The organism is Janthinobacterium sp. 35 (assembly GCF_002754575.1).
Classification (GTDB): Bacteria; Pseudomonadota; Gammaproteobacteria; order Burkholderiales; family Burkholderiaceae_D; genus Janthinobacterium; species Janthinobacterium tructae.
On record NZ_PEFN01000001.1, the window covers coordinates 5160968 to 5178056 of the forward strand.

13 protein-coding genes are annotated in these 17089 nt (G+C 65.0%); 11 read left to right on the plus strand and 2 right to left on the minus strand.

Features of this window, described 5'->3' with window-relative positions:
• Nucleotides 1–156: 156 nt before the first annotated feature.
• The 10 genes from CLU93_RS22935 (at nucleotide 157) to CLU93_RS22980 (ending at nucleotide 11545) form a co-directional block, all read left to right on the plus strand.
• Nucleotides 157–2331 carry a type I secretion system permease/ATPase gene (locus CLU93_RS22935; RefSeq protein ID WP_257225061.1) on the plus strand — a complete coding sequence of 725 codons (2175 nt, stop codon included), beginning with the start codon at nucleotides 157–159 and terminating at the stop codon, nucleotides 2329–2331.
• The gene (locus tag CLU93_RS22940; RefSeq protein ID WP_099763459.1) at nucleotides 2328–3641 is read left to right on the plus strand and encodes an HlyD family type I secretion periplasmic adaptor subunit; all 1314 of its coding nucleotides are present in this window, start codon (nucleotides 2328–2330) and stop codon (nucleotides 3639–3641) included. The genes CLU93_RS22935 and CLU93_RS22940 overlap by 4 nt, the downstream gene beginning before the upstream one ends.
• Complete coding sequence (locus CLU93_RS22945) at nucleotides 3641–4924, plus strand: TolC family protein (protein WP_257225062.1); 1284 nt, start codon at nucleotides 3641–3643, stop codon at nucleotides 4922–4924. Before CLU93_RS22940 ends, CLU93_RS22945 begins: the two co-directional genes overlap by 1 nt.
• Before the next feature lie 104 nt (nucleotides 4925–5028).
• The gene (locus CLU93_RS22950; protein WP_099763460.1) at nucleotides 5029–6306 is read left to right on the plus strand and encodes a lipoprotein-releasing ABC transporter permease subunit; all 1278 of its coding nucleotides are present in this window, start codon (nucleotides 5029–5031) and stop codon (nucleotides 6304–6306) included.
• A 117-nt stretch (nucleotides 6307–6423) separates the two neighbouring features.
• Complete coding sequence (locus tag CLU93_RS22955) at nucleotides 6424–7683, plus strand: lipoprotein-releasing ABC transporter permease subunit (protein ID WP_099763461.1); 1260 nt, start codon at nucleotides 6424–6426, stop codon at nucleotides 7681–7683.
• Nucleotides 7684–7699: 16 nt separating this feature from the next.
• Entirely contained in the window at nucleotides 7700–8419 is a 720-nt protein-coding gene (gene lolD / locus CLU93_RS22960; RefSeq protein ID WP_099763462.1) for a lipoprotein-releasing ABC transporter ATP-binding protein LolD, read from the plus strand.
• A gap of 25 nt (nucleotides 8420–8444) precedes the next feature.
• Complete coding sequence (locus CLU93_RS22965; protein ID WP_099763463.1) at nucleotides 8445–9251, plus strand: TatD family hydrolase; 807 nt, start codon at nucleotides 8445–8447, stop codon at nucleotides 9249–9251.
• The gene (locus tag CLU93_RS22970; protein WP_099763464.1) at nucleotides 9248–10480 is read left to right on the plus strand and encodes a PQQ-dependent sugar dehydrogenase; all 1233 of its coding nucleotides are present in this window, start codon (nucleotides 9248–9250) and stop codon (nucleotides 10478–10480) included. Before CLU93_RS22965 ends, CLU93_RS22970 begins: the two co-directional genes overlap by 4 nt.
• A gap of 203 nt (nucleotides 10481–10683) precedes the next feature.
• Nucleotides 10684–11070 carry a Rap1a/Tai family immunity protein gene (locus CLU93_RS22975; RefSeq protein WP_133250788.1) on the plus strand — a complete coding sequence of 129 codons (387 nt, stop codon included), beginning with the start codon at nucleotides 10684–10686 and terminating at the stop codon, nucleotides 11068–11070.
• Nucleotide 11071: 1 nt separating this feature from the next.
• A complete protein-coding gene (locus tag CLU93_RS22980) occupies nucleotides 11072–11545 on the plus strand; it encodes a T6SS effector amidase Tae4 family protein (protein WP_099763466.1) in 474 nt (157 codons plus the stop codon).
• Between the two features lie 3 nt (nucleotides 11546–11548).
• Here the strand turns inward: CLU93_RS22980 and CLU93_RS22985 are convergent, their stop codons facing one another.
• Nucleotides 11549–13537, minus strand: coding sequence for a helicase-related protein (locus CLU93_RS22985; protein WP_099763467.1), 1989 nt, complete (start codon nucleotides 13535–13537; stop codon nucleotides 11549–11551).
• A 138-nt stretch (nucleotides 13538–13675) separates the two neighbouring features.
• Nucleotides 13676–14437, minus strand: coding sequence for a hypothetical protein (locus tag CLU93_RS22990; protein ID WP_099763468.1), 762 nt, complete (start codon nucleotides 14435–14437; stop codon nucleotides 13676–13678).
• A 217-nt stretch (nucleotides 14438–14654) separates the two neighbouring features.
• Between CLU93_RS22990 and CLU93_RS22995 the strand changes: the two genes are divergently transcribed.
• Entirely contained in the window at nucleotides 14655–17081 is a 2427-nt protein-coding gene (locus tag CLU93_RS22995; protein WP_099763469.1) for a DNA internalization-related competence protein ComEC/Rec2, read from the plus strand.
• Nucleotides 17082–17089 lie beyond the last annotated feature (8 nt).

A 17089-nucleotide genomic window follows, 5' to 3' on the forward strand; every position in this document is an offset into this window, starting at 1 on the left:
TCTGTCACGACGCGCCGCAGTTTTTTATTTTTACAACACCTATCTGAATAGCCGATATTACTATGGCACAATGTTTTTGCAGGCCATCGCCGCGCGACCTTGATAATAGTTTCTCACTGTTCATTGCAACTGCCTGAGATCGGACTTGAGTTCATCATGACGCCACCTTCTGCCGCGCACGCCGCCGACGCTACTCCCTCCATCGCCTCCGCCGACAGCATTGCCGAGGCGGTGGTGTTCCTGGCGCGCTTTTTCGGCACGGCCGTGCAGGCCGAACGCCTGCGCGCCAGCGTGCTCGCGCATGGCGACCCGGCCGCCGCCGACTTCCTCGACCAGGCGCTGGCGCATGGCAGCCTGGCCGGCACGCCGCTACCGGTGGATAAATCGCGCCGCCCCACGGAAATGCCGGCCCTGCTGTTGAATGGCGCGGGACAGGCGCTGGTGGTGCTGACGATCGCCGACGGCAAGTATGAATGCCATGTGCCCGGCATCGAAGGCAGTTCCTGGCTGGATGCGGCCATGCTGGCGCAGGAAGTGCCCGCCGGGCGCTGGGTGGCCGTGCGTCCGGTGATGTTCTTCGATCAGCGCAGCCTGCTCTACAGCATGCCGGCGGCGGGGCGCTGGTTCTGGGATGTATTCAACCGCAACCGCTGGGTCTTTCGCTGGGCCTTGCTGGGCACTTTGGTGCTCAATATCATCAGCGCGCTGGTGCCGTTCTACGCGATGGCCGTGTATGACCGCGTGATCCCGAACAACGCCACCTCCAGCCTGTGGGTGCTGACGATCGCCGTGGTGGCGCTGACCGGTTTTGAACTGGCCATGCGCTTGCTGCGCGGCGAACTGGTGGAAACGGCGTCGCGGCGCATGGATGTGGCCCTCTCGTCGAGCATCTTCGCCCAGTGCCTGCGCCTGCGCGCGGCCAGCCGCCCCGCCTCGGGCGGCACGCTGGCCAATACCGTGCGCGATTTCGAATCGGTGCGCGAATTCTTCGCCTCGACCACCCTGACTACCCTGGGCGACTTGCCCTTCCTGCTGCTGTTCCTGCTGGTCATTGCCTTGGTCGGCGGTTGGCTGGTGCTGGTGCCGCTGGCGGCCATTCCCATCCTGCTGCTGGTCGCCTTCGCCTCGCGCGCGGCGCTGGCGCGCCATGTGGCCGCCTCGATGCAGGAAAGTGGCCAGCGCACGGCGCACCTGTTTGAAACCATGAATGGCCTCGACACCATCAAGGCGCTGGGCGCCGAGGCGTGGAGCCGCCGCAAATGGGAAAGCCTGACCGTGGCGATCGCCGCCAACAGCGTCGAGACGCGCGAAATCGTCAGCCGCGTCAATTACATCAACACGGCCGTGCTGGCCCTGTCCGGCACGGCCGTGGTGGCCGTCGGCGCCTTGCTGATGGGCGAGCGCCTGCTGACCCTGGGCCAGATCATCGCCGTGAGCATGCTGACGGGCCGCGCACTGGCGCCCGTGAGCCAGATCGCCGGCCTGATCATGCGCTGGGAGCAGACCAAGCTGTCGTATCACGCACTCAATAAAATCATGGAAGCGCCCACCGACGACGATGCGGCCAGCCTGCAGGCGCCGCCCCTGAGCGGACGGATCGAATTTCGCGACGTGGGGTTTGCGTATCCGCACTCGCCGCCGCTGCTCGATAAACTCAACCTGCAAATCCGCGCCGGCGAAAGAGTGGGCGTGATCGGCAAGCTCGGTTCCGGCAAGAGCACCTTGCTGCGCCTGCTGCTCAACCAGTACGGTCCGCAAAGCGGCAGCGTGCTGTTCGACGACCTGGCCAGCACCCAGCTTGAACCCTTGAGCCTGCGCCGCCAGATCGGCTATGTGCCGCAGGACGTGACCCTGTTCCATGGCACGCTGCGCGAAAACATCGAATTGGGCCGCAGCCAGCCCGATGACGCCAGGCTGCTCGACGCCATCCGCCTGGCCTGCCTGGACGACATCATCACCCAGTTGCCCAACGGCGTGGCGACGGAAGTGGGCGAGCGGGGCGAGCGCCTGTCCGGCGGCCAGCGGCAAGCCGTGGCCATGGCGCGCGCGCTGCTGGCCAAGCCGCCCATCCTGCTGCTCGATGAACCGAGCAGCATGTTTGATCCGGCCACGGAACAGCGTCTGATCGCGCGCCTGCGCACCTTGCAAGACACCACCATCGTGCTCGTCACGCACCGCATGGCCATGCTGGCGCTGGTGGACCGGCTGATCGTCTTCGACCGTGGCCGCATCGTGGCCGACGGCCCGCGCGACGAGGTGCTGCGCGTCTTGAACGGACAGGGCGCCAAGCCCGCCGCCGCCGTTGAAAATACGACGGGAGCGCCGGCATGAGCGCCCTGCATGCCCGTCCCTTGCCGCAGGCGCACCCGGACCCGGAACGCGAGCCGCGGCGCCTCGTCATCCGCATGCTGGCGCTGATCGCCGTGTTGGTGGTGCTGACGCTGGCCTGGGCCACGTTCGCCCAGCTCGACGTGTCCGTGAATGGCCGCGGCGCCATCACGCCGCCATCGCATCTGCAGGAAGTGCAAAGCCTGGAAGGCGGCATCGTGCGCGAGATGCTGGTGCAGCCTGGCCAGCAGGTGCATCGCGGCGATTTGCTGCTGCGCCTGGATACAGCCCAGTATGAAGCCAACCTGGGCGCCAGCGTGCAGAACCGCCTGGCCGCGCTGGCGGGCAGGGCGCGTCTGGACGCGCTGCTGACGGGCGGCACGCCGCGCTTCGAGCCGGCATGGCAGCAAGAAGCGCCCGAACTGATCGCCAAGGAAACCCAGTTGTGGCGCGACGGTCAGCGCGAATTTGCCTCCGCCACGGCGGCCGCCCGTGAAGGCGTGACGCGCCGGCGCGGCGAGCTGGCCGAGGCGCACGGCCGCATCGCCCAGCTCGAGACGGGTCTCAAGATCGGCATGGAAAGCCTGGCGATCGAGGAGCGCCTGTTCAAAGAGGGCGCCGGTTCGCGCGGCGACTACCTGAATGCGCAGCAGCGCGTGCAGCAGCAGCGCACGGAACTCGACGGCATGCGCAGCTCCGTGCCGCGTTTGCTGGCCACCCTGGCCGAAGCGCAGGCGCAGGCCGGCGAAGTCGAAGCGCGCATGCGCGGCCAGTGGGGTGCGCAGCGCAGCGAATACGAAACCAAGGCGGCCGCGCTGGCCAGCACGGTCAAGGGCCAGCAGGATCAAGTGAGCCGGCGCGACATCACGGCGCCCGTCGACGGTGTCGTCAACCGCGTGCTGGTGGCCACCGTCGGCGGCGTGGCGCAGCCCGGCAAGCCTATTTTGGAAATCGTGCCGGCCGACTCCGAGGTGCTCATCTCCGTACGTGTGAAACCGTCCGATATCGGCTTTATCCATGTGGGGCAGAGCGCCTCGGCCAATGTGCTGGCGTATGACGCCACCACCTATGGCCGCATGAAGGCGCAGGTGGTGCGCGTGGGCGCCGACGCCATCCCCGACGAGCGCAACGAGCCGTATTTCGAGGTGCAGCTCAGCACCGACCGCCGCCAGTTGACGGCGCATGGCAAGGTGCTGCCGGTCACGCCCGGCATGCCGGTCGACGTGGGCATCCTGACGGGACGCCGCTCGGTGATGCAATATGTGTTCAAGCCCGTGTTGCGTGGCTTGCAGTCTTCCCTGCAGGAGCGTTGATGCGTGCCTTTTTATTCTGCATGGCATTCGCCTGCGCGAACGCGGCGGCGCAATCCGCGCCGCCGGCCACTTTCCAGGCGCAGTCCATGCGCGGCTTGCCGGCCTTGCTGGCGCGCGCCGTGCCGCGCGATCCGCAAGTAGTCGCCGCGCAGGCGGCGCTGGCCACCACCGAGGCGCGCTACAAACAGGCCCGTTCGCGCCTGTTTCCGAATGCGGCGCTGCAGGCCACGCGCGGGCGCAGCAACGACCTCGATGGCACGCTGGACGTGCAGCGGCGCACGCACCAGGTGGAGGCCAGCCTGCGCTGGAATGTGTACAACGGCGGCGCCGACGGCGCCGAAATGGATGCCGCCGGGCGCGAGGTGGCGGGCGCCGCCTTCGACGTGCAGCGGGCCAGGGCGGACAGCGCGGAAAAGCTGGCCGAAGCCTATTTCGACATGCAGCGCCTGGAACGCAGCCTGCTGCAATCGCAGGAGCGGTTGCGCGACGTGACGCAGTTGGTGCAGCAGGTGATGCGCCAGGCGGAGCTGGGCAAGGCATCGGAAGTGGACCGCGAGCTGGCGCAAAGCTCGCAGCTCGATGCGGAACTGGTGCACGACGGCTTGCTGACGGACCGTCTGGCCGCGCAGATCAAGCTTGAAGCGCTGGCTTTCGAGCCGGTAGCGCAGTTTGCCGACTTCACGTTTGCGCCGCTGCCGGCGCAGGCATTGGAAAACGCCGACACGCAGCAGGCGCAATTGCGCGCCGCGCGCGAACGCGCCGCCGCCGCCCGGCTGCGCGTGCGCAGCGTGGCGGCCACCCTGGCGCCGAAAGTGGACCTCGATGTCACCCATCTGTTGAATAACAAGACCACGCCGCCGCCATCGACCATTCAGCAGCGCGGCTGGTCGGTGGGTGTGAGCTGGGAGTTTCCGCTGGGCGGCGGCAGCCTGGCGCAGCGCGACGAGAGCATCAGCCGCGCCCAGGCGGCCGACGCGGACGTGGTTCGCGCCGAGCAGGGCACGCGCGCCGACCTGGCCAGCATGCTGCCGCGTATCGCCAATGCGCAGCGCACCCTGGCCTTGCTGGAAGAGCAGGAAAAGAAGATGGCCTTTGTCGTGCGGGGCGGGACCATCCAGTACGAGGCGGGTCGGCGCAACCTGCAGCAGATCATCCAGACGCGCGACAGCTACTTCACGATACAGCAGCGGCGCATCGACCAGATGCACCGTTTGACCCTGGCGCAGATGCGTCAGTACGCCCTGTCCGGGCAGCTGTTGCAGGTATTCGGCCTGGCACAATAGGAAAATTGCTGCGGGGGTGCGGCGCTGCACACATAGTTTCATGCATAAAAAGCCCATTGTGTGGCACACTGCGCGCTCGCATATTATCGTTGTCGCGGGAGCGCATGAGCATCATCAAACAATTTCCTTTTGAGTGGCAGGTCGGCGTGCGCTATACGCGTGCCGGGAAGCGCAGTGGCCGCAACAGCTTCATTTCCTTCATTTCCCTCATTTCCGTGGCCGGCATCGGCCTGGGCGTGGCCGCCCTGATCGTCGTCCTCTCCGTCATGAACGGCTTCCAGAAGGAAGTCACCGACCGTTTGATGTCGGTGCTGGCTCACGTCGAGGTGTTCGACACCAGCGGTTCCATGCCGAACTGGCAGGCGCAGGAGCGCGCCGCCTACGCCAACCCGCAAGTGAAAGCCGTGTCGCCGTTCGTGGAAACGCAGGGCATGCTGCTGAACGACGAAACCATGCGCCCGTCCATCGTGCGCGGCGTGCTGCCGCAGCAGGAAGCCACCGTCTCCAGCGTGGCCTCCCAGATGAAGCAGGGCAGTTTCAAGGATCTCACGCCAGGCTCGTACAACATCGTGCTGGGCATCGACCTGGCCAAGGCGCTCGATGTGAAAGTGGGGCAGAACGTGACCCTGATGCTGGAGCGCGAGCCGAGGGCGGGCGACCCGGCCACTGGCATCGTCATGCCGCGCATGCGCGCGCTCAAGGTCGCGGGCATCTTCGAGGCAGGCCACAATGAACTTGACGGCAGCCTGGCCTTCGTCAACATGGCTGATGCGCAGCAGCTGCTGCAGCTCGACGGCCCGTCCGGCCTGCGTTTGCGTCTGCATGACATGAACCAGGCGCCGCAGGTGGCGCGCGAACTCAAAGCGTCGATGCCGGGCCAGCTGTGGATGCGCGACTGGTCGCGCGCCAGTGCCAGCTGGTATGCGCTGGTGCAAAGCCAGAAGAACATGATGTTCATCATCCTCAGCATGATCATCGCCGTGGCCGCGTTCAACCTCGTCTCGACCCTGGTGATGTCGGTCACCGACAAGCAGGCCGACATCGCCATTTTGCGCACGCTGGGCGCCTCGCCGTTCTCCATCATGAAGATTTTCATGATTCAGGGCGCGCTGGTCGGCTTGCTGGGCAGTGCGCTGGGCGTGATCGGCGGCGTCGTGCTGGCGCTGAACGTGGGCGTCATCGTGCCCTTCATCGAAGGCATTTTCGGCCTGCACTTCATCTCCAAGGAAATCTACCAGATCAGCGCCGTGCCGTCGGACGTGCACTGGCTGGACGTGGCGCAGATCGGCCTGATCGCTTTTGGCCTGGCGCTGGTGGCGACGATTTACCCCAGCTGGCGCGCCGCCAGAGTCAAGCCGGCCGAGGCGCTGCGGTATGAATAACAAAGTTAACCCTGAAGCAAAACCTGGGGTCGGACCCTCAGGGTCCGACCCCGGCACTTCGCCGTTGGGTCAGCACGGTGGCATGTCGCTTACACAAGAATCAATCACATCACAAGCATGTTAAAAAATCTTCCCTTCGAATGGCTGGTCGGCTTGCGCTACACGCGGGCCGGCAAGCGCAGTGGCCGCAACAGTTTTATCTCCTTTATTTCCCTCATTTCCATGGCCGGCATCGGCCTGGGCGTGGCGGCGCTGATCGTCGTGCTGTCCGTGATGAACGGCTTCCAGAAGGAAGTGACGGACCGCATGCTGTCCGTGCTGGCCCACGTGGAAGTGTTCGACAACAGTGGCAGCATGCCGGACTGGCGCGCCGAAGCGGCGCAGGCCTTTAAAAATCCGGCCGTGAAGGGCGCCGCGCCGTTTGTGGAAACGCAGGGCATGCTGCTGCGCGACGATGCGCTGCGCCCCGCCATCGTGCGCGGCGTGCTGCCCGAGGAAGAGCCGAACGTGTCCGACGTGGCCGGCCAGACGCGCATGGGCAGCTTCAAGGCCCTGCAGCCGGGCACCTTCAATATCGTGCTGGGCATCGAGCTGGCGCGCGCCTTGCGCGTCAACCTCGGTGAAAAAGTGACGTTGATGCTGGCGCAGGGCCAGGTCACGCCGGCCGGCGTGCTGCCGCGCATGCGCAGCTTTACTGTCAGCGGCATCTTCCAGGCGGGCCACAATGAATTCGACGCCGGCCTGGCCTTCATCAATATCGAAGACGGCCAGCGCTTGCTGCGCCTCGACGGCCCGTCCGGCCTGCGTTTGCGCCTGGCCGACATGAACCAGGCGCCGCAAGTGGCAGCCGAGTTGAAAAAATCCATGCCCGGCGACCTGTGGCTGCGCGACTGGTCCAAGCTGAACGCCAACTGGTTCGCCGCCGTGCAGACGGAAAAGCGCATGATGTTCATCATTCTGACCCTGATCATCGCCGTGGCCGCGTTCAACCTGGTGTCGACCCTGGTGATGACGGTGACGGACAAGCAGGCCGATATCGCCATTTTGCGCACGCTGGGCGCCTCGCCCCGCTCCATCATGAAGATCTTCATGATCCAGGGCGCGCTGGTGGGCATCCTGGGCACGCTTCTGGGCGTGGGCGGCGGCGTGCTGGTGGCCATGAACATCGACGTCATCGTGCCCTTCATCGAGCACCTGCTGGGCGTGCAGTTCCTCTCCAAGGATATTTACTTCATCAGCACCGTGCCGTCCGACCTGCGCTGGCCCGACGTCAGCAAGATCGGCGTGCTGGCCGTGATCCTCGCCTTTTTGGCGACCCTGTACCCAAGCTGGTGGGCTGCCCGCGTCAAACCTGCGGAAGCCCTGCGCTATGAATAAACCACTGACGACTACCATGACCGATCTGAACAAACCTGCCTCCAACGGCGCTTCCGCCGATTCCGCCGTCCTGTCCTGCCGCGGTCTGGGCAAGACTTTTACGCAGGGCAGCTACAAGGTGCAGGTGCTGGCCGGCATCGACATCGACGTCCACCGCGGCGAGCGGGTCGCCATCGTCGGCGCCTCCGGCTCCGGCAAGTCGACCCTGCTGCACCTGCTGGGCGGCCTCGATACGCCCACCAGCGGCAAGGTGACCCTGCTGGGCAAGGATTTCGCCACGCTCAGTGAAAAGGCGCGCGGCGACTTGCGCAACGCCTCGCTGGGCTTCGTCTACCAGTTCCACCACTTGCTGCCCGAGTTTTCCGCGCTCGACAACGTCGCCATGCCGCTGATGATACGGCGCATGAAGCGCGCACCGGCCACCGAGCTGGCGCAGCAGATCCTCACGCGCGTGAACCTGGCCAAGCGCGTCACGCACACGCCGGGCGAATTGTCGGGCGGTGAGCGCCAGCGCGTGGCCCTGGCGCGTGCCCTCGTCACGCAGCCGGCCTGCGTGCTGGCCGATGAACCGACGGGCAACCTCGATCACGCCACGGCAGAACAGATTTTCGACCTGATGCTGGAATTGTCGCGCACCCTGGGCACGGCCTTCGTCATCGTCACGCACGATATCGAACTGGCCAAGCGCTGCGACCGCGTGCTGCGCCTGACGGACGAAGGGCTGCAGCCTTATTGATACTGAGCAATACCAGGAGTCCGCCATGTGGATCGACACGCACTGCCACCTCGACGCCCACGAATTCGGCAACGAATCGCTGCAGGTGGCGGCGCGCGCGCAGCAGCAGGGTGTGGGCATGATCGTCATTCCCGCCATCGAACGGGCCAATTTCAGCATCGTGCGCGACATGGCGGCAGCGGCGCCCAACGCCTGCTATGCGCTGGGCATCCACCCGATCTACGTGCCGCACGCCACCGAGGACGATCTGATTGCCCTGCGCGTGGCCGTACAAGCTGCCATGGCCGACCCGCGCTTCGTCGCCATCGGCGAGATCGGCCTCGATTTCTTTATCCCCATGCTGTGCGAACCGGCCATGCGCGCCAGGCAGGAGCATTTTTTGCGCGAGCAGTTGAAGATCGCCCGCGACTTCGATTTGCCCGTGCTGACCCACGTGCGCCGCTCGCAGGACATCGTCCTCAAGCACGCGCGCCAGATTCGCCCGAACGGCGGCATCGCGCATGCGTTCAACGGCAGCTTCCAGCAGGCGCAGGGTTATATCGACCTGGGTTTCAAGCTCGGTTTCGGCGGCGCCATGACGTTTACCCGCGCGTTGCAGATACGCCGCATGGCCACGGACTTGCCGCTCGATGCCATCGTGCTGGAGACGGATGCGCCCGATATTTCCCCCAGCTGGGTCCACCCGGGCCGCAACAGTCCCGAAGAATTGCCACGCATCGGCGCCGTGCTGGCCGAATTGCGCGGCCTGGCATTGGCCGACGTGGCCGTTGCCACCAGCGCCAACGCGCGCGCCGTGCTGCCCCGATTACCCTTGATGGAAATACCCTCATGAACAAGAAGATCATCCTGGCCGCCTGCCTGTCCGGTGCCTTCGGTCCCGCCCTGGCGGCGCCCGGCGCCCAGTGCGACGGCATGCCGCGTCTCGACGTCACTACGCCGGCCGGCTTTTGCGTGGCCGTGCTGGCCGACGGTTTGAAATTCCCGCGTGGCGTGCTGCCGCTGACGAATGGCGACATCCTCGTCACGGACATGGCGGGATGGGCGCCGAAGCAGGGTAAATTGTGGTTGTTGCAGCGCAAGGGGGCTGGTGCCGGTTACGAGCGCAAGCTGCTGCTCGACAAGCTGGATCGCCCGAACGGCATCGTGCAGGGACCGGACGGCATGGTCTACGTGGGCGAAGTGGGGCGCATTTTCCGCTTCGATCTGCGCGATCCCGCCCGCGCCCTCACCGATATCATCGGCGGCACGGCAAAGACGCCGCGCCTGCCGGGCCTCGGTTTGCACCTGCTGACGACCATGCGTTTCAGCCCCAAGGGCGACCTGTATGTGAACGTGGGCTCGAGCACCGACCACTGCGAGAACGATGGCAAGGCGCCCGATGCGAGCAAACCATGCGCCTCGGCGGAGGGACCGGAAGCGCTGGGCGCCATCCGCGAATACAAGATGGCCTGGCCAGCCGGCACGGTGACGGGCTGGCGCACGCATGCGCGCGGCTTGCGTAACTCGATGGCGCTGGCTTTTCACCCGGCCACGGGCGAGCTGTGGCAGGCGGAAAATGCGCGCGACGCCATCCAGGCCGCCATGCCGAAGTTGAAAAGCGACGAAAACCTGCCGCACGAAGAGCTGAACCTGATCAAGGCCGACCGGCATTACGGCTGGCCGTACTGCTACGACGACAACGTCGCCAGTCCGGAATATCCGAAGACGGCTTGCGCCGCGCAATACGCGGCGCCGCAGCGCCTGCTGCCCGGCCATGCCGCGCCGCTGGGCATGACGTTCTACACGGCCAGCCGTTTCCCCGAGCTGTACAAGAATAGCCTGATCATCGGCTACCATGGCTACCGCAGCAACGGCCACCGCCTGGTGGCGCTGCTGCCCGACAAGGTTGGTGCGCCGCTGGGCAAGTCCGTCGAGCTGATCGGCAACTGGGAACGCAAGGGCAAGCAGGGCAGGGGCGCGCCCGTCGATGTGAAGCAGGGTCAGGATGGCGATATCTATATGGCCGACGACCATAATGGGCTGGTGCTGAAGCTGTATTATGCGGCGCCGGGCAAACCGTAACTTTCACGGGTTTTGTACGTGTAGGTCGGATTTGCGGGGCAACGCCGCGCGTAATCCGACATCATTGTTGGCTTTATTGGTGTTGTCGGGTTACGGCCTTTGGCCTAACCCGACCTACCCGACCTACGCTTGACCTCGCTCAGTGCGGGGCTGGCGCATTGTTCTACAATCAGCCAGACCTCCCTCACTGACCATGGCTGGCCATGCATGTCCCCTTCCTTTTCATTGTATTGAGTTTGTGCCTGCCCAGCGTACAAGGGCAGGGCGCCGCCTATGCTCCGGCGCCGCGCCTGAGCGCCGACCGGCTGATCGCGTATTACCAGCAAGGGCCGGCCAAGGGAGCGATGGCCGATGCTGTCTTCCTGCTCGATCAGCGCTACGCCAAAGGCTACCTGGCCGGTGTGGCCGATGCTGCGCAGGGCCGTTTGTGGTGCGATACGGGTCGGCTGAAAACGGTGGAAATCGACGCGCACATCGTCGCCGAACTGAAAAAGCTGCCCGCGCGCGCCCGTCTGGGCGATGCATCCCTCCTGATCATCGCCATCCTGGCGCGGCGTTTTCCCTGTTCCACCCCACCACCAGGAGGCTGACGTGAAACCTGCATTCATCAAGCTGCGTGAAAATTACTCGAGCGTGGCGGCCGTCGACCAGGCGGCCCTGTTTGGCGAAATCGGCTGGGAAGACTTGATCGGCAAGGACAGCTTTGCCAATACCTGCGCCATCCGCGTCAGCCTGGCGCTGATCAAGGCCGGCGTCAAGGTCAAGGGCCGCATGGCGATTCGCAAGGGGCCGTTCAAGGGCGCGCTGATCGAACCGGGACAGGCCAAGCTGGCGCATATGCTGGCCAGCCCCTCGATGTTTGGCCAGCCCGAAAAATTCAGGCGCGATGCGGCGATTGCCGGCATCGGCCAGCGCAAGGGCCTGGTCGCCTTCTTCCGCATTCCCGGTTACCTGGGTGGCGCGGGCGGGCATATCGACATCCTGTTGCCATCCATCGGCGTGAAGGTGTGCGGTTCCGAGTGCTACTGGGATTGCGCGGAAGTGTGGTTCTGGGAAATCCGTTGACGCCTATTTGAACTTTTTGCTGGCACGTCCGCGCGAAGCCGCATTGTGCGCGCGCAGGATGGAGTCGACCCGCTCCGACGCATCGCGCGACAGGTTTTGCGCCACGGTGATATCGGGGAAGAATTCTGGCAGGCGGTAGCTGAGCCAGGCATACGCCGAGTAGTAGCGGCAAGTGTCTTCCACCTGCTGCAGATTTTGCGTGCCACCGCCATACGCATGCTGGCGCAAGGTGCTGGTTTTTCCCTGCGACAGATTCTTCGACCAGTGTTCCCACGCCGTCTGCAAGGACGGCACCTTGCTCGATATCGGCACCAGCGACAGGGTGAACTTGTCGGCCACGGACAGGGGTAATGTGTCGAGCCAGATGGCACGATCTTGCTGGTCTTGCGTGATGCGCGGGAAGAAGAAGCCGTCCGGTACGTCGATGTTGTGGATGAAGCGGCGCAGCAGCTTTGACAGCGACAGCTCGCCCGTCACCGACGAAATGCGGTGCAAATGCTCAAGCGAGGGCGCCACGGCAAAGCCGCTGGTGTTCAGCGGGTGCAGTTTTTCCTTGAGCAGGGCGCGCATCACTTCATGCGTCTCGTTGTCGTAGCCGGCCACGAGTCCCTCTTCATGCACGCCATAGCGGCCAGCGCGCCCGGCGATCTGGCGCGCCAGCGCGGCCGAAATCTCTTCCTCTTCGCGGCCATTGTATTTGACGCAGGTGGTCATGACGATGCGCGCGATCGGCATGTTCAGGCCCATCGCCAGCGCGTCCGTGCCGACGACGATATCGGCCGTGCCGTCGCGGAAGCGCTGCGCCTGCGCGCGCCGCACTTCGGGCGACAGGTTGCCGTACACAGTCGCCACCGACAATCCCGTTTCCGTGATCATGTCGCGCCACATCAGCACTTCGCGGCGCGAAAAGGCGATGACGGCGTCGCCGCGGCGCAGGTTGCGCACCTTGCGCACGGCGCTCGGCTCCATCGACAGGGGCGCCATGCGTTTCAGGACGTGCACTTCCAGTGGGCAGTCCAGGCGCTCGGCCAGCGCTTCGATGGCGCGCCGCGCTTCCGGCGCGCCCACCAGGTACACGGTGTGGGCCGGTGCGCCGCAGACGGCCGCCGTCCATGCGGCGCCCCGGTCCGGGTCGGCCAGCATCTGAATTTCATCGATGACAGCCACTTCGACGACCGTTTTTGTGTCCAGCATTTCCACCGTGCTGGCCACGTGCGTGGCGCCGTCGACGACGCGGCGCTCCTCGCCCGTGATCAGGCTCACGGCCAAGGGTTTGCCGTGCGGCGCGGCTTCCAGCAGGCGCTCGTAATTTTCCAGGGCCAGCAAGCGCAATGGCGCCAGGTAGATGCCGCTCTTTGCTTTCACCAGCGCTTCCATGGCGCGGTGCGTCTTGCCGGAATTGGTGGGCCCGAGCAGGGCGATGAAGCGGCGCGGCAGGCGGCGCGCCATCTCGAACGTGGCGGGATACTCGGCCAGGTTGATGCTCTGGCGCGTGCGCGCCGCGTGCTGTTCTTCCTGCTGGCGCTCGATGGCGTGATTAAAACGCTGGCGGATGCGGTCGAACACCATGCCGGCCGGCTCCGACGTCTGCATGTCGGCCAAGGTGTGCAGGAAGACCATCGGGTCCGTATCCACATCCTCGCTCAAGCCCGCAATATCGGCGACGAAATCCATCACATGCTGGCGCAGCTCTTCGAAGACGGCCGCGCTGGCCCGTTCGCGCACCAGGGCCAGCTTGGCCTCGCGGTCCATCTTGCGCCACTTGGCGGGCCGCGCCAGCACGCCCTGCGCTGGCACCAGCGCATACGGCACCAGCAGATGCCCGGCCTTGACCGTGCCGGAAAAGCGCACGAAGACGCGGCCTTCCATCTTGACCAGGCGGATATGCTCGGCCAGTTCCCCCAGTTCCGCGACCAGGGTGGCGTCGTTATTGTCTTCGGTGCTGTCGGAAATGTCGCTGGAAGTGTCGGGAGGAAGTGCGGAGGAAGTCATGTCGTGCCTGGGTATTGAAGTAAGCGAGGCCGATTATACCGCGTGGCAATTGCGCTGACTGTGGCGCCTTGCGGCCAAGCCGTGGCGTCGCACGGTCGGGTCGCAAGGAAGACATGGAGGACGATGAAAAAGTGGCGATCAAGGCGTGCCGCGTGGTTGGGCGGGAGGCGCGGCGCGCGGCGGAATGTTCGCGCCCAGGGTGTTGAATGCCGAGTGCAGCCTGGCGATGAGCTGTGGCACGGTGCCCCGGAAGTAAATGAAGGCGCCATTGCCGGGGTGTGTCACGCCCAGCAGTATGGCGCCGTCGTCGTCCACGACCTGCTCCAGGTGCTGGTACATGCAGGCGATATACTCTTCGAACTTTTTCCGCGGCAGGCCGATGCCGTCGCCGTAGTAGTCAGGGTGCATCTGGCTGGGGGTATTGTCTTGCGCATTCAGTAAATCGTAGAAAGCATCGAAGGAGATGGGACTGCGGGAATAATCCAGCGCATGCCAGGGCCTGTCCTGGAGCATGATGCCGTCGACGATGTCCTTGCGTGACTGCCGGGGCGCGACGGCATGCGCGTAAGGTTCAAATGCCAGCACGGCATCTTCAGGATAGGCGGCGAAATGGCCCACGTTGGCCATTTGCTGACAGCTGCTGTCATTGCGCAGATGCTGATACAGCGCGTGCCGGTGCGGTTTGCCGGTCACGCTTGCTTCCTGCGCGATGCCGGCGCGCTCGAGCTTGAATTCCACCAGAAAGTAGCGAAGCCCGACTTTTCCCGCTAGATCACCGAGTTTGGCATCGAAGTCATTCTGGCTATTGCCCAGCAACACAGTGTCCGGACGGAGACCATCGGCGCCTTCCCTGGCACCCCACAGACGGAAAAAGTGATGCGTATAGTGGCTTTCGTACATGGTGATTTTCCTTGTAAATGGTAAGGGGCGGCACCGATCATCGTACGCGGAAGACTCCTGCATGCAATAAAATTGAGGCTGATTGTCAGAGTAAATCGCTTGAGATTGATGGATATCAAACAAGTGAGTTTCTGTTCCTGGGCAATGGGTGGACAGTCTATTCTTCCACAGGCAGCGCCCACTTCTTCCTGTCAGTATTTGAACGCAAGGCCGCATCATGCGTATGGGCATCCTTGGTTTTGCAAGCGGTGCGGCCCTGCTGCAAATGCAGGCGGAACTACCCGCCGCTGCAGGTAGGGTACTGTTGTGCATGTTGGTTGTCGCGCTGGCATATGCGTTGTTGATGTACCTGCGGCGGTGGGCCTTGGGTGGCGTCGCCAGCTTATGCTATGGCGCCGCCCTGGGCTTTTTCTGGGCCGCCTGGCTGGCCCAGGCCGCCATGGCACCGCGGCTGGTGCTGGCCGATGAAGGGCAGGACATCATCGTTACGGGGACCATCGCCAGCCTGCCGTACCGTTTCGAGCAGGGCGTGCGCTTCAATTTTGCCGTGGAAAAGGCGGTTGGCGCGCAGGTGCCGCCGCTGATCGCCCTGTCCTGGTACGCGGGTTTTCGCGATGCCGTGACGAACGAGGTGGGCGACGTGCAGCCGGGCGAGCGCTGGCGTTTGACGGTGCGGCTGCAGCGTCCACATGGCAACGCGAATCCCATGGGTTTCGATTACGAGGCGTGGCTGCTGGAGCAGGGCGTGCGCGCCACGGGCTACGTGCGGCCGCAGCCGCGCGCCGATACGCCGAACGTGCGCCTGGCAGCCTTTGTGCCCGGCTTCGGCAACGTGGTGGAGGCCAGCCGCGCGGCGTTGCGCGCGCGCATCTTGCGCAGCCTGGACGGAAAACAGTATGCGGGCGTGATCGTGGCGCTGGTGGTGGGCGACCAGCGCGCCATCCCCCAGTCGGACTGGCAAGTGTTCAACCGCACGGGCGTGAGCCATTTGATCTCCATCTCGGGTTTACACATTACGATGATCGCGGGCCTGTTCGCCCTGGGCGCGGGTGCGCTGTGGCGGCGCTCGTTTTTTACGGAGCGGCAACTGCCTTTGCTGCTGCCGGCGCAAAAAGTGGCGGCCCTGGCCGGCGCGCTGGCGGCATTTGCGTATGTGCTGCTGGCCGGTTTTGGCGTTCCCGCGCAGCGCACCTTGTATATGTTGCTGGTAGTGGCGCTGGCCCTGTGGCTGGGACGCATCACCAGCGTAGTCCACGTGCTGTGCCTGGCGCTGGGCGTGGTGGTGCTGCTCGACCCGTGGGCCGTGCTGTGGCCCGGCTTCTGGCTGTCGTTCGGCGCCGTCGCCAGCATGCTGTACGCGACGGCGGGCCGTACCACGGCGCCCTTGCCGCAGAGCGCCGGCCGCTGGCGCCGCTTGCGCGCGGCCGTGGCGCTGGGCGCCCACACGCAGTATGTGGTGACGGTGGGACTGGTACCCTTGACGATGCTGCTGTTCTCGCAAGTCTCGCTGGTCAGCCCCGTGGCCAATGCGCTGGCCATCCCCATCATCAGCCTGCTCGTCACGCCCTTGTCGCTGGCGGGCAGCCTGCTGCCGGCGCCCCTGTGTGACTGGCTATTGCTGCTGGCACACGCCATCGTGCAGATGCTGGCGCAGGTGCTGGAATGGCTGGGGGCGCGCCGCTTTGCCGTGTGGACGGCGCCCGCGCCGCCAATCTGGAGTTTTTGCTGGGCATTGTTTGGCACGGCATGGCTGCTGGCGCCACGCGGCTGGCCGCATCGCTGGGCGGGCATGCTGGGCTGGCTGCCGCTGCTGACGGCCTTGCCGTCCAGCCCGCCACCTGGCCAGATGTGGGTCACGGCCTTTGACGTGGGCCAAGGCATGGCCGTGCTGGTGGAAACGCACGCTCACCGCCTGCTGTACGACACGGGACCCGCCTACAGCCTCGACTCCGATGGCGCCAGCCGGGTCATCGTGCCGTATTTGCGTGCGCGCGGCATCAGCAAGCTCGACGGCGTGATCATTTCCCACAGCGACCTCGATCACGCGGGCGGCGCCGTATCCTTGCTGGAAAACATAGACGTAGGCTGGCTGGCCTCGTCGCTGTTCGACGGCCACCCGGCCATCGATGCCCGGCGGCAAGCCCGGCGTCCTTATCTGCACTGCATGGCTGGCCAGCGCTGGAGCTGGGAAGGCGTGCACTTCGCCATGCTGCACCCGTTGCCCGCCAGCCACACGGATATTTCCCTGAAACCGAACGCCCGCAGCTGCACCGTGAAAATCACGGCAGGCAAGCATGCGATCTTGCTGGCCGGCGATATTGAAGCGGCGCAGGAAGCGCAATTGCTGGCGCGCTCGGCGGACGGCGATCTGGCCGCCGACGTGCTGCTGGCACCGCACCACGGCAGCGGCACCTCGTCGACACAGGCATTCTTGAACGCCGTCCAACCCGGTCTGGCGATCTTCCAGGTCGGGCACCGCAATCGCTATAAACATCCGAAGGCGCAGGTGTATGCGCGCTATGGTGACATGGGGATTACGCGGCTGCGCACGGATGTGGAAGGGGCGGTGGTGCTGGAGTTTGGGGGCAATATTGATGTAACGCATTATCGCGCCAGCCGGCCGCGTTACTGGCACGGTATGTGAGGTGGGGC

Excerpts from the sequence above, each read along its gene's own strand:
- CLU93_RS22935 (WP_257225061.1), top strand. The coding sequence starts at position 157 with ATGACGCCACCTTCTGCCGCGCACGCCGCCGACGCTACTCCCTCCATC.
- CLU93_RS22940 (WP_099763459.1), top strand. The coding sequence starts at position 2,328 with ATGAGCGCCCTGCATGCCCGTCCCTTGCCGCAGGCGCACCCGGACCCG.
- CLU93_RS22945 (WP_257225062.1), top strand. The coding sequence starts at position 3,641 with ATGCGTGCCTTTTTATTCTGCATGGCATTCGCCTGCGCGAACGCGGCG.
- CLU93_RS22950 (WP_099763460.1), top strand. The coding sequence starts at position 5,029 with ATGAGCATCATCAAACAATTTCCTTTTGAGTGGCAGGTCGGCGTGCGC.
- CLU93_RS22955 (WP_099763461.1), top strand. The coding sequence starts at position 6,424 with ATGTTAAAAAATCTTCCCTTCGAATGGCTGGTCGGCTTGCGCTACACG.
- lolD (WP_099763462.1), top strand. The coding sequence starts at position 7,700 with ATGACCGATCTGAACAAACCTGCCTCCAACGGCGCTTCCGCCGATTCC.
- CLU93_RS22965 (WP_099763463.1), top strand. The coding sequence starts at position 8,445 with ATGTGGATCGACACGCACTGCCACCTCGACGCCCACGAATTCGGCAAC.
- CLU93_RS22970 (WP_099763464.1), top strand. The coding sequence starts at position 9,248 with ATGAACAAGAAGATCATCCTGGCCGCCTGCCTGTCCGGTGCCTTCGGT.
- CLU93_RS22975 (WP_133250788.1), top strand. The coding sequence starts at position 10,684 with ATGCATGTCCCCTTCCTTTTCATTGTATTGAGTTTGTGCCTGCCCAGC.
- CLU93_RS22985 (WP_099763467.1), bottom strand. The coding sequence starts at position 13,537 with ATGACTTCCTCCGCACTTCCTCCCGACACTTCCAGCGACATTTCCGAC.
- CLU93_RS22990 (WP_099763468.1), bottom strand. The coding sequence starts at position 14,437 with ATGTACGAAAGCCACTATACGCATCACTTTTTCCGTCTGTGGGGTGCC.
- CLU93_RS22995 (WP_099763469.1), top strand. The coding sequence starts at position 14,655 with ATGCGTATGGGCATCCTTGGTTTTGCAAGCGGTGCGGCCCTGCTGCAA.